Below are 25080 nucleotides of genomic sequence, written 5' to 3' on the forward strand. Positions count from 1 at the left end.
GGACGCCCGAGCGGCGGGCGGATATCGGCGTAACTTTCCGGCAAAGCCTCTAGCCCTTCGGCGGTCGGCTTCGTATCCACATTGTATAGCTCTTGAGGGCGCGCATCGCTCGCCGCGCGCGGCGGTTTCAACGCAATGCTTGTCGCAGCGAAGATAACGAGCGCTGCCCCGCCCGCCGCCAGCATCAGCGCATTTTTGTTGAGTCGCGTGACCGGTCTCGGCCGGGGCCGCAGTTTAAGCGTCGATGGATCTACTTTTTCACGTTCGGTCACGACCGCCTCTTCAGATCGGTTCGCACGATCCGGACAACGTCCTGTCTCTTCCCGCCGAGACGCAGTTCAGCGGCCGCAAAGAGACGATCGACGACATAGTAGTTGCCGCGCATCCGGTAATTGACGAGTTCAGGGTCCCCTTTGCGTCCGAGAACGAAAAGTGGCGGCGCTTCGCCTTGCGATATGTTCTCAGGGAACTGAATGAACACCTGACGCCCGTCATCGAAAACGCGGACAGGACGCCAATGCGGTTTGTCGCCCTCGATTTCATACCGAAATTGCAAATCGCCGGGCGATACGCCCGCTGCGACGATCATTTCGTCGCGCTTGCGCTGCTGTTCATTCTCGTCACGACGGCGTTTGAACTGGTCCTGCGGATAGGTCCAGGAAATCGCCGCCATATAGGTTTCGCGAAACGAGCGCATTTCAAGGTGATAGGCGCGCCGGTCCGTTGTGATGACAAGATTCGTTTTCAGGTCCGGCGCAATGGGCTTTACGAGAATATGCACGCGCTCGCCGCCATTATTTCCATAGGGCCCGCCGCTGGTCGTATCGCCGACAATCCAGCGAACCGTATCGCCAGCGGAAACCGAATTGAGAATTTCGCCTGGCTCCAGCGCGATATCCGTCACCTGCTCCGGCGCCGCATAAAGTCGATAAAGCGCGCCGTCCATGAAGGGATAGACCTGAACGGCATTGAGAAACCGGTCGAGGTCGGGCTCCACCTTGGCGCGGTCGTTTGCGGCGTCGATCCGTTCGAAAGGGGCGAGCGATGGCGGCGGCGCGGGTTCTTCTTTCGGTCTCAATTGTCCAGGTAACGGATAAGGCCTTGCCGTCTCGACGATCTCGCGCAATGGCTCGTCCGCACCAAAGGCGATCTCTCGCGCGGGCTTCATTGGCGCCGGATCAAGAGGCGCCTCAAACGTCGCCGTTTCGCACCCGGCTAATCCAGCGACGCTCGCTAGTAATAATAAACGCCTCATACCAAGCCTCCTCATGAGAGGTCCTTCGACCAATTGATTCCGTGAACGTAAATTCCGAGCGGGTTTTTATGGATCGCTTCCGCTGTACGCGGCGGCGACAGGACAATCGTGATATGGGCGGTAAACCGCTCCTGTCTCTCAAACTGGCCGTTGGTGTAAGTCTTTTCTATCCAGCGCACTTCGAAGCTGTCATCGCTGGCGCGCACCACGCTGGTCACTTCCACATTGACGCTGCGACGGCCGATTTCGGCGAAGGGATCATGCTCGCGCGCATAATCATTTAACGCGACGGCGCCTCGATCAGTGGCGAAGTCATAGGCTTTCAGCCAGTTTTCGCGGACCACCACGGGGTCAATCGAAATGGAGCGCACATTGCGAATAAAGTTCGCGATGTGATGGGCGATCTGCGCGTCTTTCGGTTTGTAAGTTTCAGTCGCCGGGCCGATGGCGCGGACTGTCCCCGCAGCACCAACTTCGACGACATAAGGCGTCACAATAGATTGCGTCGATTGCCAAATGAGTCCGCCGACTGCTGACAAAGCAATGATGAGCGATCCGAAAGTCGCCAATCTCCAATTCGCGGCCTGTGCGCGCGAAGACCCGATCCGCTCATCCCAGATCGCTTGCGCGCGTTGATAGGGAGTCTCCGGCGCCGGGGTCTCGCCGTATTTTACGGAAGAGCGTTTGAACATCATCTCACTCCTCGTCCTGTCGAAGTTTTGGCGCATCGCCGGAACCCGGTCGGTCTCCCGAAGCGACCATGTGTGTCGCCGTCAGGCCTGCGTCCCGTAATCCCTGTTCGCGGCGCATGCGTTGCGCCCAATCCGGCGCGTTATTTGCCGCTGCGTCTTTAACGCCGGGTATGTCTTTAGCTGCCGAAAGGGTTGAGTTGATTGATCCGCCGGTTGACGAAAATGCGCGCCGCGCGCCCGATTGAAAGGCTTCGCCCGGCGAGCCCATTGCGCGCGATACGGAACTGCGAGCGCGGTCAGCAACGCCAGCGGCGCCCGCCTGAGCGACAGCACCGACGCCGGCGGCGGTTGAACGCCACCCGCCATCGCCGGCGCCGACACGGCCAAGCGAGTAAGCAGCGCTCGCGCCGCCAGCCATGGACGCGCCCGCCCGCACGGCCGATTGACCGGCGGTGACGCCGGCACGGGCGCCGGACGCCGCAAGCGCGCCTGCGCCTATCACTGCAGCACCTGTGCCTGCAGCCGTAGCAACGGCGGCGCCTGCGCCGAGTTGCGGGGCGCCAGCGACAAGCCCTGTGGCGATCCCAGGTCCGAAAATGCCAAGCGCCAACAACGAGAGAGAACCGAGTATCGTTGACGCGGCCTGTTCAAGAGTCACCGATCCGGGCGTGAACGTAGATGTGACCGATCCGAATATGGTCGAGCCGATGCCGACGATGATGGCGAGAACCATGAGCTTGACGCCGGACGCGACGACATTGCCAAGCACCCGCTCCGCAAGAAACGACGTCTTGTTCCAAAGCGCAAAAGGAACGAGGACAAATCCCGCAAGCGTCGTCAGCTTGAATTCAATGATTGTGACAAAAAGCTGAATGGCGAGAATGAAGAAGGCGAAAAGCACGATCACCCATGACAGCAGAATGATCATGATCGTGACGAAATTGGTGAAGAAACTCGGGAAACCAATTAGCGAATTGGCTTCCTCCAGGAGCGGGTAGGCCGCGTCATATCCTGTCGCTGCAACAAAACCCGGCTTTAGAAGGTCCGCTGCGGTAAGCGACGTTCCCGTCGCCACCAGGCCGAGCCCAGCAAAAGACGAAAAGATGATATTCGCGAGCAACGCGAAATTGTTAATGATGAAAGCGAACGCGCCCACATAGAGCACCTTTTTGATGAACTGACCCAGGACATTCTGCTCGCCGGCAAACGCCCAGAACAACCCTGCAAGGACGACATCAATGCCAATCAGGACAGCGGTCAGAAAACCGACATCGCCGGCAAGCAGCCCAAAGCCGCTATCGATATAGGCGATGAACGTGCTGGTGAAATCGTCGATGACGTTGAGGTCGTCCATGGGCGTGCTCGTTGATTAAGAGGGCGTATAAGCGGAGCCGTCGCCGAGGAAGCGTCCGCGATGAATGCGGGCGCGTTCTTCCGTCTGCAGCTGGCGCGCGCGATCGAGCGCCTCGGCGCGATACTGAACCGCCAGTAATTGCGCGGTCTGCATCGACTGCTTGGTTTGAAGCGCTAGCAGCTGGTTTCCGGCCTGCTCCACCTGCAGGCCGCCGATGGCGGTTTCGCTCTCGGTTACGATTTCTTCCAGCGTCGACACGTCGAGGGCAATCGTCTCAGTCACCTTCGCCTGTATGACGAGGGCGTCATTCAACGCCCTGCTCGCTTCTTTCCAGTGAGCGTTCGCCGCCGCGCCCATGGCGAGGTTGGAAAAAGCGGAGTAATCCTGAGGAAAGAGGGTTTTGAAGGCGGCGTCGATGGTGGCGACATCATAGGCGAGCCCGTTGGCGGTCTGGATCAACTTGTCGATCTCAACAAGGCGCGCCTTCAACGCCGCCTTTGCCGAATAAGGAAGCTGTGTCAGCTCTTTCGCCTGATTGGCGATCATCGCTGCTTCATTCGTCAATTGCTTGATCTGATTGTTGATCATCTCAAGCGTGCGCGCGGCTGTCAGAAGGTTCTGTGCGTAGTTCGTCGGGTCATAAACGATCCCGCCCAGGATAAAGGCGTTGGCCGGGGGCGCCTGCGCAATGCTCGCCGCGATCGCCAGCGCAAGCGTTGAAACAAGGGTTTTCATTTTGCGTTTCATTCTCTTTCTCCTTTCGACGATGATGGTTCCGGCAAGAGAGCGGCGGCCCAGTCGAGCCCTTTTGCGGCAAGCAGTTGCTGTGCAAAGGGCGCGTCGCTCGCCTTGCAGAGTATTTTGTCGATGAGCCGGTGATCCTGCGGCGAGGAGGCGCCACAAAAAGCAAGCGCAATGTCTCCCAATCGAAGATCAAAAATGCGATTGCCGACGGGAGACTGGTAATAATACTCCTGCTTGGGCGTCATGCTTGCGATGATGTCGATTTGCCGGCCGTTCAGTCCAAAATTCGCATATGCCGAATAGATGCTCGACTCTCGCGCCCGCGGATTGGGCAGGAATATTCGCGACGGGCAGGATTCTATTATGGCTGGCGCAATTGGGGAGGCTTGCACGTCGCTCAGCGACTGGGTCGCAAAGATGACAGAAACATTCTTCTTGCGAAGCGTCTTCAGCCAGTCTCGGATTCTTCCCGAAAACATTGGATTGTCGAGAAAGAGCCAGGCTTCGTCCAACAACAACAGCGTAGGATTTCCGTTGAACCGCTCTTCCAGTCGATCAAAGAGATAGGTAAGCGCTGGTGCGATAGCCGACTGCTGTCGCATAAGCTCTTCCATCTCGAAGCAAACGAGATTCGAAAACGAAAACACCTCTTTATCTGCGTCAAAGAGGTCGCCGAACGCTCCTTCCACGGTGAAAGGCTTCAACGCATTGCGGAGACTCCGGTCTTGGACCAGGAGCGAGAAGCCAGTGAGCGTGCGCTCGGCGGTCGGCGCCGCGGCAAGACTGGATAGCGCCGACCAAACCGCCTCTTTGATTGGTGGATCGGCTGTCACGCCTTCCTGAGCCAGCAAACCGAGCAACCAGCGTTGGGCGCGCGCCTTGTCTTCCGGCGCCTCAAGATCGCGCAAGGGTTGGAAGGAAAGATCCGCTTTGGACCCGAGATCATAGACGACCCCTTCAAGACCGAGGCATGCAGCGCGGATCGAGCGGCCTTTGTCGAATGCGAAAACTTGCGCATTCTCATAACGGTGAAACTGCGCCGCGATAAAAGCGAGAAGCACCGATTTCCCGGCGCCAGTTGGACCGACGATCAGCGTATGACCGACATCACCAATATGGGTCGACAACCGAAACGGCGTATGGCCGCGCGTCGTCGCCAGGACCAAAGGCGGTCCCTCCAGATGATCGTTGCGCGCCGGCCCCGCCCAAACGGAGGACAATGGCGCGATATGCGCAAGGTTTAACGTGTGCACGAGCGGCTGGCGGATATTTGCGTAGAGATGTCCGGGCAGGCTGCCGAGCCATGCATCCACGGCGTTCACAGACTCGCGAATGGTCACGAAACCGCGTTCGTTTAAGACGCGTTCGATTTCCCGCACGCACTGGTCAACAACGCTCCGCTCCTGATCGTGTACGACAATCGACGTCGTTAGAAACCCGAAAGAAACGTCGTCGGCGCCGAGTTCCTGCAGCGCGGCGTCCGCATCGGCTGTCTTATTGTCGGCGTCCGTATCACCGAGGGCGCTGGCTTCATTGAACAGTGTCTCTTTGATGATTGCTGCGATGGATTTGCGTTTGGCGAACCACTGGCGGCGGTATTTGGCGAGTTCAGCGGACGCCCTCGCCTTATCCATGGCTATGAACCTTGTCGTCCAGCGATAAGGAAACGCGAGCGCATTGAGGCTATCCAAGAAACCCGGTTCGCTGGCCGGCGGAAAACCAAGGACCGAAATCACCCGCAGGTGAGCTTCACCGAGTTTTGGCTCCAGACCGCCGGTTAGCGGTTCATCGACCAGCAGCGCATCCAGATAGAGAGGCGTTTCCGGCGCGACGATGTCGTGCCGTTTTGAAGAAACACACGCATGCAGATAGGCAAGCGTTTCATCATCATCGAGCGGGCGGCATTTTGGCATCGCCAGCGCCAAGAGATCGATCGCTTTGTCTGTCTCCTGAACAAAATAGCCAAGACGATCGCCCGCATGGTTCGGAGCGGCAAGTTCGTCTTGTTTCAGGAATGCCCGCTCCGCTCGCGCCGTCCGGTCGGCCGGCGGCATATAAGCAAAGGTGAGAAAGTATTCGCATTCGAAATATTCCGCGGTCGACTCAAATGCAGCGCGGCGCTCCTCGTCGATGAGGAATGATAACGGGCACGGCCACGCGCTCGTCGGATAATCCGACGCGGGAATCCTGGCCGCTTCAAAATGCAACACCCAGCCTGATCGGAACCTGCGCAGAACATTGTTTACGCGCGCCGTATAACTGAGAAGTTCTTCAGGGCTGGCGCTTTCGAGATCAGGTCCGCGATAACGGATAGTCCGTTGCAGCGCGCCGTCCTTGTTCAGGACGATGCCCGGCGCGACAAGCGCCGCCCAGGGGAGATAATCGGCAAGGCGCTTCGGACGTTTTTGATATTCGGCGAGATTCAGCATGAAAGATACGCGCCCTGCTTCAAGTGTCGAACACCTACCTCCAGAAACTTCGGGTCTTTCTTAGCGGCGCAAACCGCCGCGGCATGTCCGATCAGTCCCAGCACGATGCCTGCCGCCCACATTTGCATGCCGAGACCAATGGCTGCGGCGATGGTGCCGTTGATGATGGCGATGCTGCGCGGCGCGCCCGCCATTAAGAGCGGCTCCGTAAGGCTGCGATGAATGGGGATGGAGTAACCTTCGACCATTGTCTTCCTCCTTCAAACCAGCGCGCCGCCGCCGAAGGAGAAAAAGGCGAGGAAGAAGCTCGTCGCCGCGAATGCGATCGAAAGCCCGAAAACGATCTGAATGAGGCGGCGGAACCCGCCAGAGGTATCCCCGAACGCGAGCGACAGTCCGGTGATAATGATGATGATCACAGCGACGATCCGCGCTACCGGCCCCTCAATCGAGGCGAGAATTTGCGTCAGTGGCGCTTCCCACGGCATGCCGGATCCCGCAGCGTGAGCATGTCCGCTGAAGAACAACAGGGCGACGGCAAGCAACGCCGACAGGTGAAGGGCGCGAGAATAGTTGCGAGCGATCATGAATGGTCTCCGTTATTGACGATAAAAAGTTCAGGCGCGTCGGCTGGCTCCAGCATGTAGCCTTGCTGTCGATCATGCCCTGTGACGCGAATGATTTCGGTAACGCGCCACCCTTCTTGCGTCTTCTCGATGAAGACGACGACATCGACGGCTTGGGCGATCAGGGATTGCGATGCGCTTTGCGATCGCTCTCCAATCAGTTGCTCCAGACGTGCAAGCGCCAAGACTGCTGAATTCGCATGAATAGTCGCAATGCCGCCCGGATGGCCCGTGTTCCAAGCCTTCATGAGATCGAGCGCCTCGCCGCCGCGGACCTCCCCGACGATGATCCTGTCCGGCCGCAACCGCATGGTCGAACGAACGAGCGCTTCAAGCGTCACGCGTTGCGATGTGCGCAAGGCGATGGAGTCTCTCGCTTCGCATCGCAGCTCGCGCGTGTCTTCGAGAATGACAACTCGCTCATTGCGTTCTGCGATTTCAGCAAGAAGTGAGTTCGCCAGAGTTGTTTTGCCGGACGCCGTACCGCCGGCGATAAGAATACTGCTCCGCATGCGCACGGACGAACTTAGAACCTGCGCCTGGCATTGCGTCATGACTCCGGCCATCACATAATCGTCGAGAGGAATGACGATCTTCGAGGGCTTTCGGATTGTGAATGCGGGGTTGCTTGAGACTGGAGGCAGGACCCCTTCAAAGCGTTCGCCGGTTCCCGGCAGTTCTCCGGAGATGATCGGGTGCTCTTGATCGCAGATCGTATCGAGAGCCGACGCGACAAGCCGGATAATCCGCTCAACATCGGCCGCCGACATTGGCGCGTCCGCTCGTTCACGACCAATTCCGGCGCGCTCAATCCACAACGCGCCATCGGGATTGGCGATGATTTCGGTCACGCTATCATCGTCAAGCGCGCTGGCGATTGCCGGCCCAAACGCAGTCTTAAGCATCGAAATCCGGCGAGACGCGACCCGCGCAGTGTGTTGTTGACCCTGGAGGTTGGTCATTGGACCGCCTCCCCGCGCTGTTCACTTGTCGCCGCGGTCAAGCCCATATGTTCGAGCAGCGTGTCGGTGAATCGCTCCTGCCCCATGAGGCGATCGCCGACCTGCGAGATAAACCGCTCGAACCGCTTATGGCCCAACGCTTCTGCGGCGGCGCGGTTTTGCTCCGGCAGTGGCGGCGTGATGCAGAGATAGTAGAGAATGTAGAGCGCAAGCGTTTCGGTCTGTGCGGATGCGTCGTCGGCAAGGCGCTCCATCGCTCGCGTCAATTTGTCGAGCCGTTTTATGAGCGCTGCATATTCCTGAGAATCTTCTTTGGGGTTTAGAAGCTCGACAATCGCCGCTTCCACAATCGACGCCTTGGTGACGCCCGGCCGCTCCGCGGCGCGCGACAAGAGCGTTTCCGCTTTTTCTCCCAATCGAACCTGCAGTCTTGCTTTTTTCATGGTTTAAAAACTCGGCGTAATGCTGTCGGGGTGCCGGTCCATGACGGCGGCGCGCTGCGTCGCGGTCCTCGCGATATCCTGAAGCTTCTTGGCTTGCGCAACGTCGTCATCATTCTCCGATATCGACGGATCATGAGATTCAGGGTCGGACTTGTTCGGGGTCGGCATGGCAAATTCATGCTGCATGGCGTGTCCGCCATCGTCATTATCGCCCTCGCCTTTGACCATATCGAACCAGGGTTGGCTGAGACGCGCATCCGTTCTGGCGACGATGCCGGACCAATTGTCATCACGAGCTCTCGGCGCATCTGTGTAGAAATCACCGTCCGCGCTGATGTCAGGCGGTGCGAGGCAACGGGCGATGAAATTCTGGTCCCGGAAATATTGAAGTTTCTGGGCGCGAATCGGCGCGACACCCGACACCATCGCAATCGCCTCATTTGGCGGAAGCTGCATGACTTCGCCGGGCGTCAGCAACGGCCGGGCAGTCTCCTGACGCGACACCATGACATGGGCGAGCCATGGGGCGAGCCGGTGACCGGCGTAGTTTTTCTGGGCGCGGAGTTCCGTCGCTGTGCCTAGCGAGTCCGAAATGCGCTTGGCTGTTCGTTCGTCATTCGCCGCAAAGGCAATGCGCACGTGGCAGTTGTCCAATATGGAATTATTGGCGCCGTACGCTTTCTCGATTTGGTTCAGCGACTGAGCGATCAGGTAAGCGCGAACGCCATAGCCGGCCATAAAGGCAAGCGCCGATTCAAAGAAATCGAGCCGCCCGAGCGCCGGAAACTCGTCGAGCATCATCAGCAACCGATGCGCGCTCTCGCCAGCGTTGCTCTCCAGTTCCTCCGTCAACCGGCGGCCAATCTGATTCAAGATGAGGCGCACCAACGGCTTGGTTCTCGATATGTCGGAAGGCGGCACGACGAGGTAAAGAGAGACCGGCCGCTCAGCGTTCATCAGATCGTCAATCTTCCAGTCGCAACGGCTCGTGACACGCGCGATGGTCGGATCACGGTAAAGCCCTAGAAAGCTCATCGCCGTCGATAAAACGCCGGAGCGCTCGTTTTCGGACTTATTGAGAAGTTCTCGCGCGGCTTGCGCCACCACCGGATGAACCTTTGGCGCCTCGACCGTTCCGATATGATTGGTGATCATCATCACTTTGAGCGTGCGCTCAAAGCTGCGCGAGGGGTCAGATAAAAACGCGGCAACGCGCGCCAGCGTCTTTTCGCTTTCGGCATAAAGAACATGCAAGATGACGCCGACAAGAAGCGCGTGGCCTGTCTTTTCCCAATGACTGCGGCGTTCAAGTGATCCTTCCGGATCGACAAGAATATCCGCTATGTTCTGAACATCGCGTACCTCCTGGTCGCCGCGGCGCACTTCAAGCAAGGGATTGTATTTTGCTGAAAGCGAGTTGGTCGGATCGAACAGAAGGCAGTGCGAAAATCGCGAGCGCCATCCGGCGGTCAACTGCCAGTTTTCGCCTTTGATATCGTGAATAACCGCACTCCCGGTCCAGGAGAGGAGCGTCGGGACAACCAGTCCCACTCCCTTCCCGGACCGGGTCGGGGCGAACGCCATGACGTGTTCGGGGCCGTCATGGCGCAGATACCGGCCCTTCCATTTTCCCAAGAATACGCCTCGGGCATCGAAAAGGCCGGCATGCGCGATGTCTTGGCGGCGAGCCCATCGCGCAGAACCGAATGTCGTTACATTTCTTGTTTGACGAGCGCGCCATACAGAACCGGCAATGGCGGCCGCCGCACCCAACATGCCGCCGGAGGCTGCAATTCCGCCGCCACGCATGAACACATCTGGCGCATAAGGCTCAAACGCGTACCACCACTCGAAAAGCCGCCAAGGATAATAGACGGGTAAATCGAAAGCGACGAACCAGGGCGTGCCTAGCGCACGATCAAACCCCAATGCGCCAGCGACATAAGCAGTCGCAAACCAAAGCGCCGCGCCGATAATAAGAAAGACAATTATCGCTTGACCAATAAGTATTTTCGTCGGCGTCATGATTGAATTCTCGCAACCGCTTTGCGGCGTTTCGCGAATCAATCATCGGTCTACCGAGCCTAAAAAGTCACTCGCGTTTACGTAGGGATTGTTAGGGACGACTCGTGTGACATAGGGCCTATCGTTATTCCGCCTTAAAAATAAGATGGCATAGCACACCAACGCCATCTAACTTAAGTACTCATTCGTGCCAAATTTCATATTCTTGAACTGCAAAATCTATTATTTTTGGCGAATTCACATCCTCTGCAATCGAAGCGTCACTCAGATGTTTTATACCTTCATTAAAAAAGATCTCGCGAAGGTTGCGAGCATCATCCCAAGACAGAGTACCAAATTTTTGAAATGGCTTATTGATGAACTCGAGCTCATAATTCAGTCCTCCAAAGTATTCAGATGTCACGCTTTGACCGTTTATTTCTATAACTTCGATCGAAGCTATTCGTGACCGATAAAGCTGAGGGACCAGTTTCCGTAAGGCAGTCGATTTAGTTGCAATCTCGTATGCAGCAAGCTCACTCTCAAAGACATCAAATGATCTCATATTCTCGGGCAATTTTCGAAATAGTTTCCAACAACGTGATCGGTCAGCATTTACAAACAAGTCGGCGTAACTGCCCGCGTCGTAAAATCGAAATTCATTGTTGTCGAGCGTCAAAATTCGACCTGAGTTCATGAGACATTATTCCGCAAGATCAGTCTTTTGTTAGTGGTTGGATTTGATCAGCCACCAGGAGCCAGTCTATTTAGTCTTTTCTTAATTTCCGCCTTTGGCAAACGGCACCGCGGATGTGATGAAATAGCCGTCAGTGCTGCGTGCAAGTCTTCAACTGCAATAGTGGCTTCTGCTTCGAATTGATCGATCAGCCATAGCACGCCATGGAATTCGACGCCTTCGGCGGTCGCCAAGTTGCGTAATTCACCATCTCCAGTTAGCAAAGCCCAAGTCCGGGCTTCCGCCAGAGCGAATGCAAATGTATCAGGCGCCGATAGCGTTGCCCGTTCGCGCCGAACCAGAGTAGCTCGCGAAACTTCGTCGGGGGTCAGTTCCTCAACTACGAGCCCCAACGATTTCAGCGTTTCTCCGAACGGACCAACAAGTTCGCGTTCATATAGAAGATCGGGCACAGCAAATTGATAAGGTAATTGAAATAGCGCCTCCAGGAGCGACCCACGTTCCAAATCGATAAGAACCGACGTATCCGAAACTAGGATCGCCACACGCTAGGCCGCCTGTTGGTCCAGACGAGCGTCCAATTCGCGAACCGAAATTCCCAGCAGCTCCGCAGCGCGGGACTCGCCAATCACTCGTTCTGCAAGAGCACGATAGCATAACCGCTCAAAGCGCTTTGGCTCTTCAACTTCAGGATCAAGCCGTCCCGGCTCTTCATAGGGCGGCGCTCGCCATCCCCGTTGCGCAAAGATTTTGAACAACCGAGCAAACGCAGCTTGATTCAATATTCCAAGATCTTTGCACCGATAGGCGATTGCCTGGATGCTCACGCCAAATCGTTGCTTCAACGCAACCAATTCGCCCAAGCTTATCGACGATCTTTTGGCGCCGACTTCAGAACGCAGAACATCTGCCGGAATCAGAAACGCCCCAGCAAAACGATGGGCAGCCTTTTCTTCATCCAGCCCTTGCGCTGGATCGATCACCATATGCCCAAGTTCGTGCGCGAGATTAAATCGCTTTCGCTCGGACCACGTGCTTTTCTTAATAACTATCACTCTCGCCGCCTCACGGTCTTTCCGGCGCACTTTGGCGGCCAAGCCGTCAATGTCGTCGAGATCAAGCGAAAGTATCTTGATTCCCCGCTCTTCAAGGAGTTCAGCAAGATTCGGGATAGGGTCGTTCCCCAAGCCCCATTCCTCTCGAACGGAACGAGCGGCGTCTTCCGCATCCCGCAACTCTTTCACTGGATAGGGGGCGCTCCATGGCTTCTCCCATTCGACGCTTCGTAAATTCAGCAAATCCTCAATTGCGAGATATCGCTCCATGAAATGGATTGCCCGCGCCTCTAGCGCAGCCTCTTCACGGGCGGACGAACCAGCTTTTTTCCGGAATTCCGCACCCTCAAGAGCGAGTTCGGAAGCGCTAAGCAAATAGTCTTCAGAAACCCCCAAAGCGCGGGCGAGCGCAATCAGTACGCCAGAACTCGGCATATCCTCATTCCGCTCGTACTTTCCAATGGCTTGGGCCGTGACCCGGCCGCCGATGCGCGCCGACAGATCCCGCAGGGACAAGCCTGCCGCCGCCCGCGCCACCTTGAGCTTTTGTCCGATCATTTCCTCATCTCCGATCCCCCGGTTTACATATATGGGTATTTCTAATTTTTTGTAAACTGCACCCCTTGAATTACCTCAAATATGGCTTATTCTATCGGCATTGCTCATCTGATTACCTCAATTTGTAAACCGCGACAAATTGGCAGAAAAGGACCGTTCTTGGGTCCGCAACCGCCGAAGGGCTCAAATAGGAGGGGCCGCGCCGTGCCGCTGACGAACACGGAACTCAGTTTTTACGACAGCAATGTGCTGAGACTGCCTGGCGACAAGCGGAAGGAATATCATCAGCAGGTCGATCGGCTGGTCGATGAACTGAAAAAAAGCATTCGCGACAAGACCGAAATTAAGATCACTAAAGTCGTTAAGGCGGGATCTTTTGCAAAACACACGATCCTGCGCAAAACCTCGTCAGATCCGGTCGATGTCGACGTGGTCTTTTATGTGGCGGACAAGGACGCCGACGAGGAAACGCTGCAGTCGTTAAACGACACGATCTTCGATCTCTTGGTCAAAATATATCCGAGCAAGAAAGTCGAGGATTTCGAACTGCAGCGGAAAGCCACCACCGTAAACTTTATCGCCAGCGGCATTAGCGTCGATGTCGTGCCAGTTATCCAAGACGATGGGGCGGACGGTTATGGCTGGCAGTATGACATTCATAGCGGATCAAAAATGGAGACCTGCGCGCCGTGCCAGATTCAGTTTGTCCGTACCCGCAAGGATCAGGACAATCATTACAGGACGCTTGTCCGCCTTGGAAAAAAATGGCGCAACCACGCTGAGTTAAAAGCGCTGAAATCGTTCGCCATAGAACTTATCATCGCGAAATTGCTCGACGCAGAAGGCGCCGACGGTTCGATTGAGCAGCGCTTCAGGCGGTTTCTGCTTTATATCGCCCAGTCGGAACTGAAGGAAATCATCAGTTTCCCGGAGAACACCAAGCCGCTCGGCGAATTTGACGATCCTGTCGTTATTTTGGACCCCGTTTGCAGCAGCAACAATGTCGCCTCCCGCATTACTGAGGCCGAGCGGAAAGAAATCGTCGCAGCGGCGCAGTCCGCATGGGAGACTGCGAACTTTGCGTCCGCGGAAAACGACCACGGCGTCTGGAAGGAACTATTCGGACCGCGCTTTAAGACAGAGGAATAGGCATGAGTTACGCCGTTACTGAGACCGAAACTTATACAACTACGGATATCGCCACCGTAGTTCGACGCTTTACGGCGGATATTGTGATGATTGCGCAGAGTTCCCGCGCCATCACGGAGGCCAAGGCGCGTGACTATGCTCATGATGTCGAACTGCTGGCCAAAGAGGGCTACCTGAAAAAAGTCGATCTTACCCTGCTCAGCGCGGACGTAGAGGTCAGGGCCTGCCAGTATATCGTTAATACCGCAGCGAATGATTTGACGATGGTGCGTCCCGGCGGCGTGATGTGGCCGCAGGTTGAAAATGCTTATCTTCGCATCGTTATTAGCTACACTTCTGATTATGACGACGCCGCACGTGAGCGGATGAAAAAGAAATTCAAAGTCGGCTGGAGCCCGACCAATGCGGACACGAGCCACGTCGGCCTCTCACGTACAGGCGGGCGTGATTATGCAAGCAACGGATGGGGCTTGCAGCGTCAGGATTATGCGGCATGACCGGCACGCGAATTTTTGACAGTCAGGTCGCGCTTCCTGATGACCGCTTCGATCGAAAAGAGAAGACGCTCCTCGGATTCGACGAACGCTACAGACGCATCAGGAATCAATTCAGGCTCCTTTTGCAGATTGACGAGCTAAGGCAGTGGAACAAGAAGCACCATAAAGGGCGGCTCGATCTGTGCGAACTCGTTACCGAACAGTATCCGTTAGCCATCTTTTACGGCGATGTCGGAACCGGGAAAACAGCAATGGCGGAATGCGCTGCAAATCGTCTGGTCAAGGAAAGCCGGACGGAAGACTCCGTCCTGTTCAAAATGAGCAACAGGGTCAGAGGAAGCGGCAAAGTCGGCGAGATGGGAACGCTTCTTTCAGAAGCATTTGAACAGATCGCGAAGTCCGCCGGCAAAAATCGTCGCGCTATTCTTATTATTGACGAGGGCGATTCTCTGGCCGCCGCGCGTTCGCAGGAGCATAGCCACCACGAAGATAAAGTCGCCGTAAACACGCTAATTCAAGGCATTGACGAGCTGCGCAATTATGGCGGGCGCGTCGTCACCATATTGTGCACCAATCGCGTTTCCGCTCTCGATCCCGCTTTGCAGCGTCGCGCGGCCATTATTGAAGAGTTTAAGCGCCCCGATGACAGCGAACGCCGCCGCCTACTGGCCATGGATCTTGAAGGCCTCAATTTATCTGACGCAGAATTTGCGTATCTCGTTGAAAGAACCGGGGCTATCAACGGCGGGCCGGTTTGGACGTATTCCGACATCAGGACGCGCCTTTATCCGATGGCCTTGGCCCTGGCCTTTCCGGACTGCCCGCTTACGTTCGATCATTTGAAGACCGCAGTGGGGCAGATCCGGCCATCGCCCATTGTAGAGGATTGTTGATGCTGCGATCTCCGCTTTTTGGAAGGCGCATCCATATCGCAGGGAGCATCGCCGGCGATCCGTCATCGGCGTCTGCTGAAGACGTAGATGACGCAAGGCGGCTTATAGCGGAGCTGGTGAAAGAGCTTACCAAGCGAGGGGCAGGATTTGTTGTTCCGGTTGACGCAGAAAAAAGGCGAGCGGCGGATAATCAGGAAATTTGTTTCGACTGGCTCGTTTGGCGAACCTTGTATGAAAGTCTGGCGTTGCGGCCCACTGGCGCGTCCAATCCGTTCGCAGTGGCCGTTCAGCATCACAAAACCGAAGACCAGATTCCGCGTGAATTTGAAGCCCTCTGGGATAGCGTGCGAACGTCGGATATTGTGCAGATCGAAAATGTCTCACACTGGAATATGAATAGCAAAAGAATGGAAGCGCAAGCGCGGTTGGGTGATATCCTTATTGCTATCGGAGGTTCTGAAGGCGTTCTCTACTTAGCAAATCTGTATCACGATGCTGGCAAGCCGGTTATCCCGCTCTCGAACCCGATCACTCCGCCTACCGAGGGTGCGCGCCGTCTATTTTCGCTTGGACTTTCCAGCGCCGACGCGCCGAAGCTGTTCCGAACCAGTGGGAATAGCGCCCATGCCTGGATGAATAGAATTAATTTCTCTAAGCGACAGCCTATTGAAGATCGCGTTTCTCTACTTTTGCAATTGCTGGAAGCGCTTGAGGCGCCGCGCGCATTCGCCGTCAGGTTGCTGAACAAGAAACATCCGGATTTTGCTGCCGTTCAGGATTTTTTCGACAATGTCGTCCAGCCAGTGATTGAAGGCGAGCTTGGCTTTAAGATTGTTGTCGTTGATGGAACGCAGCCTTACGAATACGCAACTCTTGATAAGGAAATCTTTGAGAAATTGTATCGAAGCAACGTCGTTCTCGCCGACATCACCGGCGCCCGTCCGAATTGCTTCATCGAACTCGGTTATGCGCTCGGCCGATGTCTGCCCACCATGATTATGGCCAAGGAAGGCGCAGATGTGCCTTTCGACATTACGACGGTCGGAGGACACCACTGGTCCGCCAGTGGGAGCGCAGAAGAACGACGCCGCGAATTCAGAGCACACTGGACGGTGATTCAATCCCGCCCGCCTCTTGTATCAAACCAGATGCTTGTATCGTGATCGGCTCACGGGAAATCTTCATATCGGTCGATGTTGAGACGTCCGGTCCGATACCGGGGGAATTTAGCTTGCTATCGATCGGCGCCTGCAATATCGCGGACGATCGCAAAACCTTTGAATGCGAGCTGAGGCCGATTACCGATCGGGCAGACCCGAAAGCGCTCGACATCAGCGGGTTTTCTCTGGAGGAACTTGCTCGCACTGGCACCGAGCCTGAGACCGCGATGAGAAAATTTGCATCTTGGTTACAGAAGATTTCGGACAAGGAAAGCAATCTTGTTTTTGTGGGGTTCAATGCTCCCTTCGACTGGTCTTTCGTTAATTATTATTTTCACCGCTATCTCGGTAATAACCCGTTCGGATTTGCAGCGCTTGATATCAAAGCTCTATATATGGGTGCGACCGGATGCCCGTGGGCTGAGACGAAATCAAGTCTCATGACGGAAGCGCTCCGTCCAAGCCGGCGCGGAAATCATAACGCGCTTTCTGACGCGTTATTTCAGGCGGAGCTATTTCGATTAATCAGGGTACGCGTTCGATGAGTGACGGACATTACGAATATTCTTACAAAGAGTATTTTTAGCACGGCAAATGTTGCCTAAATCAGTTCCCTTGCGACAGTAGAAATTTCATCACAGCAGGCTTCATTCCGTTTGCGCCATTCAATTCTGAGAATCTCTTCGCTGATCAGATTGTCATACTTAGCTGATTGGATATTCTCTACGAAACCTGGTAGTTCTTGCGCCGTCAGGCCGGCTGCGCGCGAAATCTGTTGAACAATCGCTCTGGCCTCATCCCCGCTAGTCTCCGGAAGCGTAACGCCAAGATCATGCGGTTCGCTTTCCAGGCCAGCGGCTTGCAAGGCAATAGCGAATGCATTCGTGACCGCGGTTCCACGCCATAAGAACAGATGCGTGTCTCTGCCGACACTTAAAATTCTAACGGAGTCAATCTCGAATTCCCGATAGGCCGCCCTCGCCTCGCCGAGCAGCCGCAATCCCTCCTTATCAAGATAAGGAGGCTCATCTACCCCACGCAACACGGTCCGCATTTCTGCAACGAATTCGTCGCTGACTGATTCTGAAAAGGCAGATTCGAATTTTGGAAGGCGCGCCGATTTATGAGGCGTAACGTCAAGCACTTTGCCTGGATCATCCACCGAAACGACGCGCCACCTCCGGCCGGCGAACAAGATTAGGCTGCCGATGCTGATAATATTGCTCAAAGGAAGAGTCCCAAGCGACTCTCCCTTGTGGATGAGACGCCATTCCTGATCCGTCGGAAAAATTGCGTAGAAGCTGCGGCTATCGACAATCTTTTCTCCTAGCTCGCCCAGCATGACAGCGCCGTCGGGCGCTTGCTCGATGAGCTTAACATCCGGATGAGCCATATGGCGCAATAGCCGCGCATAATCCTGAGTGGAAAAAGATGACAAGGGCCCGGCGTCGCAAATCGCTTTGTATAGCCGGTCGGCTCGTTCGCCGCCTCGGTCGGTTATGACCGAAAGTGTTTGGTGAAGAATGACAGTTGCTGTCGAGTCGTCGACAGCAGGCGGCTCAAGCTGGTCGCGAATGAGCAAACGAACCGCAGCGACCGCCCGCACAATCTCAAGCCGCAACCGGTCAATAGGATCATCTCCGTTGCGGACAAATCGCTCCCTCGCGTAAATGCGAAGTATCGACGGCGATCCCTCGCGGCGCCCGCTCCGACCCAATCGTTGTTTCAGGGAGCTGATTGATCTCGGCGCACCATATTGCGCTACGCTTTTTACCGATCCAAGATCGATCCCAAGCTCCAGCGTGGATGTCGCCACAGCCGTCGTCGGCAAATCGCCTCTGCGAAGACGCGCCTCCAAATCTTCGCGAAGTCCTTTAGAGATGCTGCCATGGTGCGCGAAAAATTCGTTGGGAACGGAGGCGTCTTCCGATAGTTGACGAAGGCGGTCGGCGATCACCTCTACGTCAACGCGGCGTCCGCCGAAGACAAGATTGTTCTCGCCGCGAAGGCGCCCGAACATATGCTCGGCAATTCGGGCAATCGCCGAGTGCTTGTCGTCCTCCAAATCCATCTCGTTGGCGGAAGAAGCCGGCGGTAATTCTTCATAGCCTCGGATTTGCAATTGTAGCTCGCGCTTTTCAGCAGAAGATTCAAGGATGAAAACCTCTTCCGGGTGCCGCCAATTCATCCATCGAGCGGCAGCGGATAGATCGCCGATGGTCGCTGACAGGCCAATGCGACGCGGCCTCGATTGGTTTAGCTCGTTTATACGCGTGAGCAGGCTCGACAAATGAAGCCCTCGCGGCCCGTGCAGAAATGCATGTAGTTCGTCGATGACGACAAACCGCAGGCTGCCAAAGAGTTTTCGAGCAGCGGCGGGTTTGCGAACGAACAGGGCTTCAATCGATTCAGGGGTAATGATGGCGACGCCGCGCGGTTCCTTGAGAGTTCTTTGCTTGGCTCCCTGGGGGGCGTCGCCATGCCAGCGAACGACAGGAATCTCCATCCGCTCGCAAAGCAGATCCAGCCGTTGAAACTGGTCGTTGATCAGCGCCTTCAAAGGACTGACGCACAATACGGAGAGTCCGGGCGCATCTTCGTTCTTGATCGCCGTCAGGATCGGCAGAAAGGCCGCTTCGGTTTTTCCCGCCGCCGTCGAGGCGGAAATCAGGACATCCCCTTCCCCGTCAAGAATTGCGGGAATTGCGCGATCCTGGATATCGCGAAGCGCCCGCCACTTCTTCTCCCAGATCCATCGCTGGACTTCCGGATGCAGCCGGTCGAATGCCTTAGAGGGTGATGGAGGTGAGCTCATCATCGCCATCCGATGCGGTGTCATCCACCCCTTCCTCCTCCTCATCGGGAGCGATATCCGTAGCGCCGAGCAGCGCCCGCCATTCTGTCTGCGGGTTCTGTTCTAAAACCGCCAGCATGTGAACGAAGGCCTTGATCGTATTTCTGGGCGTCCGGAAATAAGCCTCCCCGACGTGTTCGCTGCAATGTTCCATAAAAGCCTCCAGCGCCTCATCCGGAACAAGATACGCCTTTTCATTCCCGCCCGAATAGACGTGCCTCAGATTCTGGAGCAGCACATAGAGTTCTTCGGGGGTCAGGCTTTGAAGCCGCACGATCGGTCCCGTCATGTCGACAAGACCGTCTACGGCGAACGTATTCTCCGAAAGCCTTGATTGCAGGGCTTCATAACTATAAAGGCCGCGGCGAGGGTCCATCAAAAATTCAGGCGTCCCGCCGAAAAGAAAACCAATGCCGCCGACGTTCCCCTGAAGAACATCGTTCAACATTCTGAGGATTTGCTCGTAGTTCTGCTTTCTCGCTTGCGCGCTTTGGAGTTTGTAGAGATTGACCATCTCGTCGAATACGATGAGCAATCCGCCATATCCTGCAAGTCTCACGAACTCAGAGAGAAGCTTTAAGCCGTCATAGATCGAGGCGTCGTCTATTATGGTCCTGACACCGACAGCCTGTCGTGCTTCTGTTTTCGTTGAAAACTCACCCCGCAGCCACCTCAGGGAGCCTGCCTTCAGCACATCGTCGCCGGTCTCGCTGCCCCGCCAATAGGCCTTAACAACGGTTGCAAAATCATAACCGCCTACAAGGTCCTGCAACGCCGCCAGCCTTTCATCTATGACCTTTTCGATTGGCTTTTGTTGCGCTTCGCCCCGTCGCACGCATTCGGTTACGAAGCGTTCGAGGATATTCTGCAATGCTCCCCCGTCAGGATTAGTGCGGGTCGAGAGGTTTTTGACCGCCTCCGCATAGAGCGTTCTCGCCTGCCCGCCGGTCGCATGAAGGCGCCTATCCGGCGCAAGATCCGCATGCGCGGTGACCAGCTTCTTTTCAAGCGCAATCAAGCGCACCAAGTTTGAAAAGAATGTCTTGCCGGCGCCGTATTCGCCGATAATGAATCGCACAGCGGACCCGTCCTCGGCAATTCGGTCTATATCGCGCACCAGCGCATTCAACTCTGCGGCCCGTCCGACCTGAATGTGTTGAAGCCCGATGCGCGGCACAACACCGGCCGCAAGCGCCTGAACAATTGTGTCTCTTTCTCGTGTGCGGATCTTCGGAGACTTCGCCATCATCTTTTCTCCAGCGTTTGAATTTCCTCAAAGAGGTCGCTCACAATGCAAATATTATCTTCTGCATCGAGAACCGGCTCGCCAATAACATCAAAGCCCCATTCATTGATGGTCTCCATCGCGCCATCTGGGAGCAATTGCAGCCGCCTCGCTTCGCTTTCAAAGGAAGGGCGCGACAGTTCGCCATTCGCAATCAGATAACTCAACAATTCGCCATGCTGCTGATCCAACCCTTCAAATCGCAACGACATGTTGTCTGCAGCTTTCGAGGGCGGCTGAACGAATTCCTCGTCTTCACTGGCGAATATCTCGCTGAGAAGCCCCGCCACTTGCGCTGTTTCTTTGGTGATGCGCTCAATCTTCTGGCGATCGATTGACCCCGCTTTCTCCGCCGCCATTCCGGGTAAAGGGGGCACGGACGTACCAGGCTCAGGAGTCGCCGGCCTGACAGCAATCGGCTCATCGGAACCAGCAGCGCCCCGATGCAAGGCAGCGTAGGCGTCTTCGGTCGGGAAGCCGAGGGTACGGAAGAGTTGCTCGATATATTTCACTTCAGCGGGCTCGACCCGGCCGTCTGCGAGGACTGCATCAATCGCCGATCTTGCGATCGTCTTTCTGATCTCTTCATCAGCTTTGGATAATTTCCGCAAAACCGGCTGGTGACGCGGTGCATTGCGGCAGAGGGCTTTTGCGTAAGCGAAAAGACGCTGACGTTCGTCAACTGAAAGGCCGGGCACAGAAAGGATTTCAGATTTGATATGCTCAATCTCTTCCTGGGCGATCTCGCCGTCTGCTCCAGCAGCAAGCGCGCAAATTTCTGTTACCGTCTTCGCCGCGCGATAAGGATCGCCATCAGCGTCAATAACCCCGCCCTTCCCTTCAAACAAAACGACGATGTCGTCAGGGCCCGGCGGCATGCTTCCCAACCGCCGGTCAGGCTCGAATCCCAGTCCCAACTTATCAAGCACGGCCCCCAGCTTGTTCAGCGTCGCTGCAGGAATTTTTCCGGTTTTCGGAACCTCCAAATCAATCGCCTCGAGCAATGATTTTACCGGCATCCATCCGGATTTCTTCTCAGACAGGCGCGCTACAATCACGGAGGCAATTTCCTTCAGCGGATTGGCGGATGGCGCATCCATGAGGTCCGCCGGAAGCAACGCTGCAGCGTCGATCGTTCCTTTCGCTTCTGGTGAACGCCCAATCAAGCGGCTGTAAGCATCAAGTTCGCTAGTACACTCGGCGAGAAGCCCGTTCAGCTTGTTCACTGGCGCCGTCAGCGCCCCAATGTCCGGCAGATTGTCGCCTTTTCCCGAAATCGATGCGTTAAAACGGCCGCTCGCAGCCTGATAATCCAGGGATAGCTTCTTTTTCGGCGGTTTGACCTTTATGCCGTTTGGAAACCGCTTGTTAAACCGAACATTCCAAAGCGCGCCCAGTTCATCGAAACATCGGATGGCAGGCGTCCGAAGCTGTACGGCCGGTGATGAGACCATCCAGAGCAAGGCGTCATCGGCGTCGAGGTTCTCGCCATCCAGCACCTTTCGGCCAAGGTATGCTCGTACGTCATACGGCATTTCGAAAAGTGAAGAGCGTGGCGGTTCGACCGGAGGTCTTTGATCAAGCTTTGTCGTCAAAAATCCCGCCGCATCGAGCAACCGTTCGGCATAGCCGCGGAACGAATTATTGCCGCCGTAAATTGAAAGAAGGCGCTTTACTTCAGCGAGAATTTCATCGGCCTCTGCCTCTGCTTGTTCAAAGAACAGCCGGTATTCGAGGCCGTAGAAGTACAAAAATACATAACCGACGCCAATTTCAGGATCGTCGCGCCCGCTCGCCAACCATTCGAGATACGTTCCCCGAGCCCGCGGCTCAATCTCTGAGTAAGATGGCCAATACGGCATCGAGTCCCCGCCGGGATCGCGTGCGGAGCCAGAAGCTGACAAGGACGGATTGATCAGCGCGTTCTGAGGGCGGTCTGAATCTCCCGGGCGATTGCGTTCGCCCACATAGATCATTCCTCCGTCAATTCTGACGCCCTGGATGATGACGGCGTCACCTTTCGGCACCCATTTCATGGGACGACCTTTGGAAGCGGACTTCCGGGGCGGCGTTTTTGCTTGCGACCGGGGCGAGGCTACCGCCTGTGGCGGCACAGCACTTTTCAGGCGTGAGGCCGTCGGCTTCTTCCGGCCATTGAAGAAAAAGAACAAGGCCACTCCGGCAATGATCAAAAGCCACCACATTGAAAGTCACCGCCCAGAATCAGTATTTCAGAATATTGGCGGCATTATTAGTGATTTTGACCATCATTGGGAGAGTACATTTACGCATATCGGGCGATCTGAAGGCGATTCGCGTTGGTCCCATCTCTTGACGAGCGCCAATGCCATATATTTGCCAATCGTAACATGAAATCAGGGGTGCCGAAGAGCCGGATACCGAAAAACTCATTTAGGACTATCCCAACAGCTGGCGATACCCCTTTTCCATCATGAATCTCCCCCGCCGGATGGATCGCCTGACGCGGTCAATCAAATACCCTCCCTCTGGCGCCCAGTCATCGTTGACTATGTGTTCACCATACAGTGCGACCGCGATGTCCCGCATCGGAGTCTGTCGAAGCCAAAGATCGAGCGCGATAAGCACTTCGCCAAGGCGCGCGCTTTTGGCGTCTGGCTTGAAGAGCGATTCTGCAAATTCGCGCTCGCTGTACAGATGAAACAATCGACGCATCGCGAGCAACTGGCGTTCAATATTTCTGGCAGGCGCAATTTGAGGAATAATCGCCTGCCCTACACTCACAAAATCTCCGCCTATGCAATTTATCTGAATTTGCTTTGAACCCGTTTTAAGAAGCAATTGTGGCGTCTGATCTGGCCCGGTCAGCAGAATTTTATCGCACTTAAATTTCTCCAACTTCAGCACATTGTCTTCTGTCTCATCGGCAGGCGAATTAACAATTCTTGCATCTATGATATCAACGGATAGATCGCGCGCCCAAAAAACTACCGTATTATCGATTGGACGATCGCAACGGTCGCAATAAAGAACCCCAAAGTCTTCTGGCGACTCCCCCTCACCGACCGTAACAACCGTTACGCCCCCTACGCTTTTGCTTGGAGGAGTTTTCTCTTCTCTTGGTTCTACAGCGGAAATAAATTCGGGGTTTCGCCGAAGGAACTCGAAAGCCCATCCCGCAGATGTCCGCGCCTCGCCGTCTGTGAGAGGCGTATGTTCCGGCAGCGCCTGTTGAACAGCTCTGTCCACGTTCCCAAGGCCTTAAACCCGTCAAATTGGCTTTCTCGTTGACAATGCTAATGCATTTTTTCCTTCGCTAAAAGAGGAAGATAGTAGAACATCATGCATAATTGCGATATAGGTTTTCCTGGCCTTTGCTTTGCAGGAAATAGTTTGATTTTATTGCATTTTTTGCTGTCCGAGATTGAATAAACTTGCCGCCCGAGCACAAAATATGACTAATCATCTTCGCAAAAAGAGTAACATAGATTTGATGCCGGATATTCTGCCCACCAGGAACGGCGCGCCAGCCACCGTAGAACTGCCGGCATCAGTGTGGACAAGCGCTTTGGATCATCCAAGTCACAGCGCCGGGCCGACTGACGGGCACTGGGCGTTCATGAAAAACGCAAGCGGTTCCCTCCGCGAGACCTTGCGGCAGGTCGTTGGATGTAAATGGGAGGGCGCTCTTTACAAGCTTGACGGCCATGTGCGGGCTGGACTGTGGCGCAATGGCGCTGTCGCAGCGCCGGCGACAGTTCGCGCAACGATTTATTTTCCTGAATCCGAACGTGAATTTTACGATCTATACCGGGCCCATCACGCCGCCAGCTCTGCGATCAGTCGCCTTGACGACATACAGGCGGCGTTTCGTGAAAATGAAATGAGCCTTAATTCCAGACGTCTGAAGCATGGGCTCCTCGTTCAAGCGTTCACATTGGCGCTGCGCGGAAGAATTAGAGTCGCGTCAGATGAAACGCCCGTCGATCTCAGAAATGCAGTCGGTTTATTTCGCGACGAACTGCTTCTGCTCGACAAGGCGATGCCGAGCACGGAAATCTTTCAGACTGGCGTCGTTGCGGCCGCGTTGATTTGCCTGACGCTCTATCCAAAGCACGAAGTGTTCTTCGAAAAGCTAGCTCAGGAAAAAGGCAACAAACGCGACGGGTTATTGGACCCTGTGGAATGCGTTTTAAGCCTAGTCGAAAAAATCCGGAACCAGGGAACTGCATCGATTGATGCTGTACAGGAAGATTTATGCGCGCGAACAGTGCGCGCTTTTCTGGCCCATATGCGCGGCGACCCGGAAATCTTTGAAGGTCGGGTCAACAACACAATGAAGCGGTACTGGTTCAAACGCATGATTCAGGGCGTTGACCTCGATGCCTATGTGAAGCGGGTTCGGCGAAAGAAAAAAATCGCCGACAAGGGTGAAATTTAAGCG

The 25080-nt window shown here is 55.4% G+C and carries 24 protein-coding genes; 7 read left to right on the plus strand and 17 right to left on the minus strand.

Annotated elements, in window-relative coordinates; genetic code table 11:
- Nucleotides 1-268: 268 nt before the first annotated feature.
- The 13 genes from trbG to CW354_RS17820 form a co-directional block, all read right to left on the minus strand.
- Entirely contained in the window at nucleotides 269-1168 is a 900-nt protein-coding gene (trbG, locus tag CW354_RS17760; protein ID WP_243396451.1) for a P-type conjugative transfer protein TrbG, read from the minus strand.
- 98 nt (nucleotides 1169-1266) lie between these two features.
- Nucleotides 1267-1950, minus strand: a complete 684-nt coding sequence (trbF, locus tag CW354_RS17765; RefSeq protein ID WP_104831414.1) for a conjugal transfer protein TrbF — start codon at nucleotides 1948-1950, stop codon at nucleotides 1267-1269.
- A gap of 1 nt (nucleotide 1951) precedes the next feature.
- Nucleotides 1952-3301 carry a P-type conjugative transfer protein TrbL gene (trbL, locus tag CW354_RS17770; protein ID WP_104831415.1) on the minus strand — a complete coding sequence of 450 codons (1350 nt, stop codon included), beginning with the start codon at nucleotides 3299-3301 and terminating at the stop codon, nucleotides 1952-1954.
- A 15-nt stretch (nucleotides 3302-3316) separates the two neighbouring features.
- Entirely contained in the window at nucleotides 3317-4048 is a 732-nt protein-coding gene (gene trbJ / locus CW354_RS17775; protein WP_104831416.1) for a P-type conjugative transfer protein TrbJ, read from the minus strand.
- Entirely contained in the window at nucleotides 4045-6474 is a 2430-nt protein-coding gene (trbE, locus tag CW354_RS17780) for a conjugal transfer protein TrbE (protein ID WP_104831417.1), read from the minus strand. The genes trbJ and trbE overlap by 4 nt, the downstream gene beginning before the upstream one ends.
- Nucleotides 6468-6722: a VirB3 family type IV secretion system protein gene (locus tag CW354_RS17785; protein ID WP_104831418.1), complete on the minus strand. Its 255-nt coding sequence runs from the start codon at nucleotides 6720-6722 to the stop codon at nucleotides 6468-6470. Before CW354_RS17785 ends, trbE begins: the two co-directional genes overlap by 7 nt.
- A gap of 12 nt (nucleotides 6723-6734) precedes the next feature.
- The gene (locus tag CW354_RS17790; protein WP_104831419.1) at nucleotides 6735-7061 is read right to left on the minus strand and encodes a TrbC/VirB2 family type IV secretion system protein; all 327 of its coding nucleotides are present in this window, start codon (nucleotides 7059-7061) and stop codon (nucleotides 6735-6737) included.
- Nucleotides 7058-8062: a P-type conjugative transfer ATPase TrbB gene (gene trbB, locus CW354_RS17795; protein ID WP_104831420.1), complete on the minus strand. Its 1005-nt coding sequence runs from the start codon at nucleotides 8060-8062 to the stop codon at nucleotides 7058-7060. Before trbB ends, CW354_RS17790 begins: the two co-directional genes overlap by 4 nt.
- On the minus strand, nucleotides 8059-8505 hold the full coding sequence (locus tag CW354_RS17800) for a CopG family transcriptional regulator (protein WP_133162364.1): 447 nt from the start codon (nucleotides 8503-8505) through the stop codon (nucleotides 8059-8061). The genes trbB and CW354_RS17800 overlap by 4 nt, the downstream gene beginning before the upstream one ends.
- Nucleotides 8506-8508: 3 nt before the next feature.
- Nucleotides 8509-10530, minus strand: coding sequence for a conjugal transfer protein TraG (locus tag CW354_RS17805; RefSeq protein ID WP_104831811.1), 2022 nt, complete (start codon nucleotides 10528-10530; stop codon nucleotides 8509-8511).
- Nucleotides 10531-10711: 181 nt separating this feature from the next.
- Complete coding sequence (locus CW354_RS23175) at nucleotides 10712-11074, minus strand: hypothetical protein (protein WP_133162365.1); 363 nt, start codon at nucleotides 11072-11074, stop codon at nucleotides 10712-10714.
- Nucleotides 11075-11253: 179 nt separating this feature from the next.
- On the minus strand, nucleotides 11254-11751 hold the full coding sequence (locus CW354_RS17815; RefSeq protein WP_104831423.1) for a PIN domain-containing protein: 498 nt from the start codon (nucleotides 11749-11751) through the stop codon (nucleotides 11254-11256).
- Nucleotides 11752-11754: 3 nt separating this feature from the next.
- Nucleotides 11755-12819, minus strand: coding sequence for a helix-turn-helix domain-containing protein (locus tag CW354_RS17820; protein ID WP_104831424.1), 1065 nt, complete (start codon nucleotides 12817-12819; stop codon nucleotides 11755-11757).
- Nucleotides 12820-13023: 204 nt separating this feature from the next.
- Between CW354_RS17820 and CW354_RS17825 the strand changes: the two genes are divergently transcribed.
- Genes CW354_RS17825 through CW354_RS17845 form a run of 5 tightly spaced genes read left to right on the plus strand, consistent with a single transcriptional unit; the run spans nucleotide 13024 to nucleotide 17063 of the window.
- Nucleotides 13024-13968 (plus strand): CBASS oligonucleotide cyclase, encoded by a 945-nt coding sequence (locus CW354_RS17825; RefSeq protein ID WP_104831425.1) that lies wholly within the window; start codon nucleotides 13024-13026, stop codon nucleotides 13966-13968.
- Nucleotides 13969-13970: 2 nt separating this feature from the next.
- Nucleotides 13971-14465 carry an HORMA-1 domain-containing protein gene (locus tag CW354_RS17830; protein WP_104831426.1) on the plus strand — a complete coding sequence of 165 codons (495 nt, stop codon included), beginning with the start codon at nucleotides 13971-13973 and terminating at the stop codon, nucleotides 14463-14465.
- A complete protein-coding gene (locus tag CW354_RS17835) occupies nucleotides 14462-15358 on the plus strand; it encodes an AAA family ATPase (RefSeq protein ID WP_104831427.1) in 897 nt (298 codons plus the stop codon). Before CW354_RS17830 ends, CW354_RS17835 begins: the two co-directional genes overlap by 4 nt.
- Nucleotides 15358-16521, plus strand: a complete 1164-nt coding sequence (locus CW354_RS17840) for a hypothetical protein (RefSeq protein WP_104831428.1) — start codon at nucleotides 15358-15360, stop codon at nucleotides 16519-16521. Before CW354_RS17835 ends, CW354_RS17840 begins: the two co-directional genes overlap by 1 nt.
- Nucleotides 16518-17063, plus strand: a complete 546-nt coding sequence (locus tag CW354_RS17845; RefSeq protein ID WP_104831429.1) for a 3'-5' exonuclease — start codon at nucleotides 16518-16520, stop codon at nucleotides 17061-17063. The genes CW354_RS17840 and CW354_RS17845 overlap by 4 nt, the downstream gene beginning before the upstream one ends.
- 56 nt (nucleotides 17064-17119) lie before the next feature.
- Here the strand turns inward: CW354_RS17845 and CW354_RS17850 are convergent, their stop codons facing one another.
- From CW354_RS17850 to CW354_RS17860, 3 genes are read right to left on the minus strand one after another with little or no spacing between them, the layout of a single operon-like run.
- Nucleotides 17120-19357 (minus strand): DEAD/DEAH box helicase, encoded by a 2238-nt coding sequence (locus tag CW354_RS17850; protein WP_207764896.1) that lies wholly within the window; start codon nucleotides 19355-19357, stop codon nucleotides 17120-17122.
- Nucleotides 19308-20618 carry an ATP-binding protein gene (locus CW354_RS17855; RefSeq protein ID WP_104831430.1) on the minus strand — a complete coding sequence of 437 codons (1311 nt, stop codon included), beginning with the start codon at nucleotides 20616-20618 and terminating at the stop codon, nucleotides 19308-19310. The genes CW354_RS17850 and CW354_RS17855 overlap by 50 nt, the downstream gene beginning before the upstream one ends.
- A complete protein-coding gene (locus tag CW354_RS17860) occupies nucleotides 20618-22693 on the minus strand; it encodes a tellurite resistance TerB family protein (RefSeq protein WP_165793797.1) in 2076 nt (691 codons plus the stop codon). Before CW354_RS17860 ends, CW354_RS17855 begins: the two co-directional genes overlap by 1 nt.
- Between CW354_RS17860 and CW354_RS23535 the strand changes: the two genes are divergently transcribed.
- The gene (locus CW354_RS23535) at nucleotides 22692-23030 is read left to right on the plus strand and encodes a hypothetical protein (protein WP_165793798.1); all 339 of its coding nucleotides are present in this window, start codon (nucleotides 22692-22694) and stop codon (nucleotides 23028-23030) included. The genes CW354_RS17860 and CW354_RS23535 overlap by 2 nt on opposite strands.
- 45 nt (nucleotides 23031-23075) lie before the next feature.
- Here CW354_RS23535 and CW354_RS23180 read toward each other — a convergent pair whose 3' ends face one another.
- Nucleotides 23076-23885: a DNA -binding domain-containing protein gene (locus tag CW354_RS23180; protein WP_133162366.1), complete on the minus strand. Its 810-nt coding sequence runs from the start codon at nucleotides 23883-23885 to the stop codon at nucleotides 23076-23078.
- A 244-nt stretch (nucleotides 23886-24129) separates the two neighbouring features.
- Between CW354_RS23180 and CW354_RS17870 the strand changes: the two genes are divergently transcribed.
- Complete coding sequence (locus CW354_RS17870) at nucleotides 24130-25077, plus strand: hypothetical protein (protein WP_133162367.1); 948 nt, start codon at nucleotides 24130-24132, stop codon at nucleotides 25075-25077.
- Nucleotides 25078-25080: the final 3 nt, after the last annotated feature.

It is taken from the genome of Hyphococcus luteus, assembly GCF_002943565.1.
Lineage (GTDB): Bacteria > Pseudomonadota > Alphaproteobacteria > Caulobacterales > Parvularculaceae > Hyphococcus > Hyphococcus luteus.

What these genes read in the sequence shown, in the direction of transcription:
- trbG (WP_243396451.1), bottom strand. Translation starts at nt 1,168, where the DNA reads ATGAAGCCCGCGCGAGAGATCGCCTTTGGTGCGGACGAGCCATTGCGC.
- trbF (WP_104831414.1), bottom strand. Translation starts at nt 1,950, where the DNA reads ATGATGTTCAAACGCTCTTCCGTAAAATACGGCGAGACCCCGGCGCCG.
- trbL (WP_104831415.1), bottom strand. Translation starts at nt 3,301, where the DNA reads ATGGACGACCTCAACGTCATCGACGATTTCACCAGCACGTTCATCGCC.
- trbJ (WP_104831416.1), bottom strand. Translation starts at nt 4,048, where the DNA reads ATGAAACGCAAAATGAAAACCCTTGTTTCAACGCTTGCGCTGGCGATC.
- trbE (WP_104831417.1), bottom strand. Translation starts at nt 6,474, where the DNA reads ATGCTGAATCTCGCCGAATATCAAAAACGTCCGAAGCGCCTTGCCGAT.
- CW354_RS17785 (WP_104831418.1), bottom strand. Translation starts at nt 6,722, where the DNA reads ATGGTCGAAGGTTACTCCATCCCCATTCATCGCAGCCTTACGGAGCCG.
- CW354_RS17790 (WP_104831419.1), bottom strand. Translation starts at nt 7,061, where the DNA reads ATGATCGCTCGCAACTATTCTCGCGCCCTTCACCTGTCGGCGTTGCTT.
- trbB (WP_104831420.1), bottom strand. Translation starts at nt 8,062, where the DNA reads ATGACCAACCTCCAGGGTCAACAACACACTGCGCGGGTCGCGTCTCGC.
- CW354_RS17800 (WP_133162364.1), bottom strand. Translation starts at nt 8,505, where the DNA reads ATGAAAAAAGCAAGACTGCAGGTTCGATTGGGAGAAAAAGCGGAAACG.
- CW354_RS17805 (WP_104831811.1), bottom strand. Translation starts at nt 10,530, where the DNA reads ATGACGCCGACGAAAATACTTATTGGTCAAGCGATAATTGTCTTTCTT.
- CW354_RS23175 (WP_133162365.1), bottom strand. Translation starts at nt 11,074, where the DNA reads ATGAGATCATTTGATGTCTTTGAGAGTGAGCTTGCTGCATACGAGATT.
- CW354_RS17820 (WP_104831424.1), bottom strand. Translation starts at nt 12,819, where the DNA reads ATGATCGGACAAAAGCTCAAGGTGGCGCGGGCGGCGGCAGGCTTGTCC.
- CW354_RS17830 (WP_104831426.1), top strand. Translation starts at nt 13,971, where the DNA reads ATGAGTTACGCCGTTACTGAGACCGAAACTTATACAACTACGGATATC.
- CW354_RS17835 (WP_104831427.1), top strand. Translation starts at nt 14,462, where the DNA reads ATGACCGGCACGCGAATTTTTGACAGTCAGGTCGCGCTTCCTGATGAC.
- CW354_RS17840 (WP_104831428.1), top strand. Translation starts at nt 15,358, where the DNA reads ATGCTGCGATCTCCGCTTTTTGGAAGGCGCATCCATATCGCAGGGAGC.
- CW354_RS17850 (WP_207764896.1), bottom strand. Translation starts at nt 19,357, where the DNA reads ATGACACCGCATCGGATGGCGATGATGAGCTCACCTCCATCACCCTCT.
- CW354_RS17855 (WP_104831430.1), bottom strand. Translation starts at nt 20,618, where the DNA reads ATGGCGAAGTCTCCGAAGATCCGCACACGAGAAAGAGACACAATTGTT.
- CW354_RS23535 (WP_165793798.1), top strand. Translation starts at nt 22,692, where the DNA reads ATGGGACGACCTTTGGAAGCGGACTTCCGGGGCGGCGTTTTTGCTTGC.
- CW354_RS17860 (WP_165793797.1), bottom strand. Translation starts at nt 22,693, where the DNA reads ATGAAATGGGTGCCGAAAGGTGACGCCGTCATCATCCAGGGCGTCAGA.
- CW354_RS17870 (WP_133162367.1), top strand. Translation starts at nt 24,130, where the DNA reads ATGCCGGATATTCTGCCCACCAGGAACGGCGCGCCAGCCACCGTAGAA.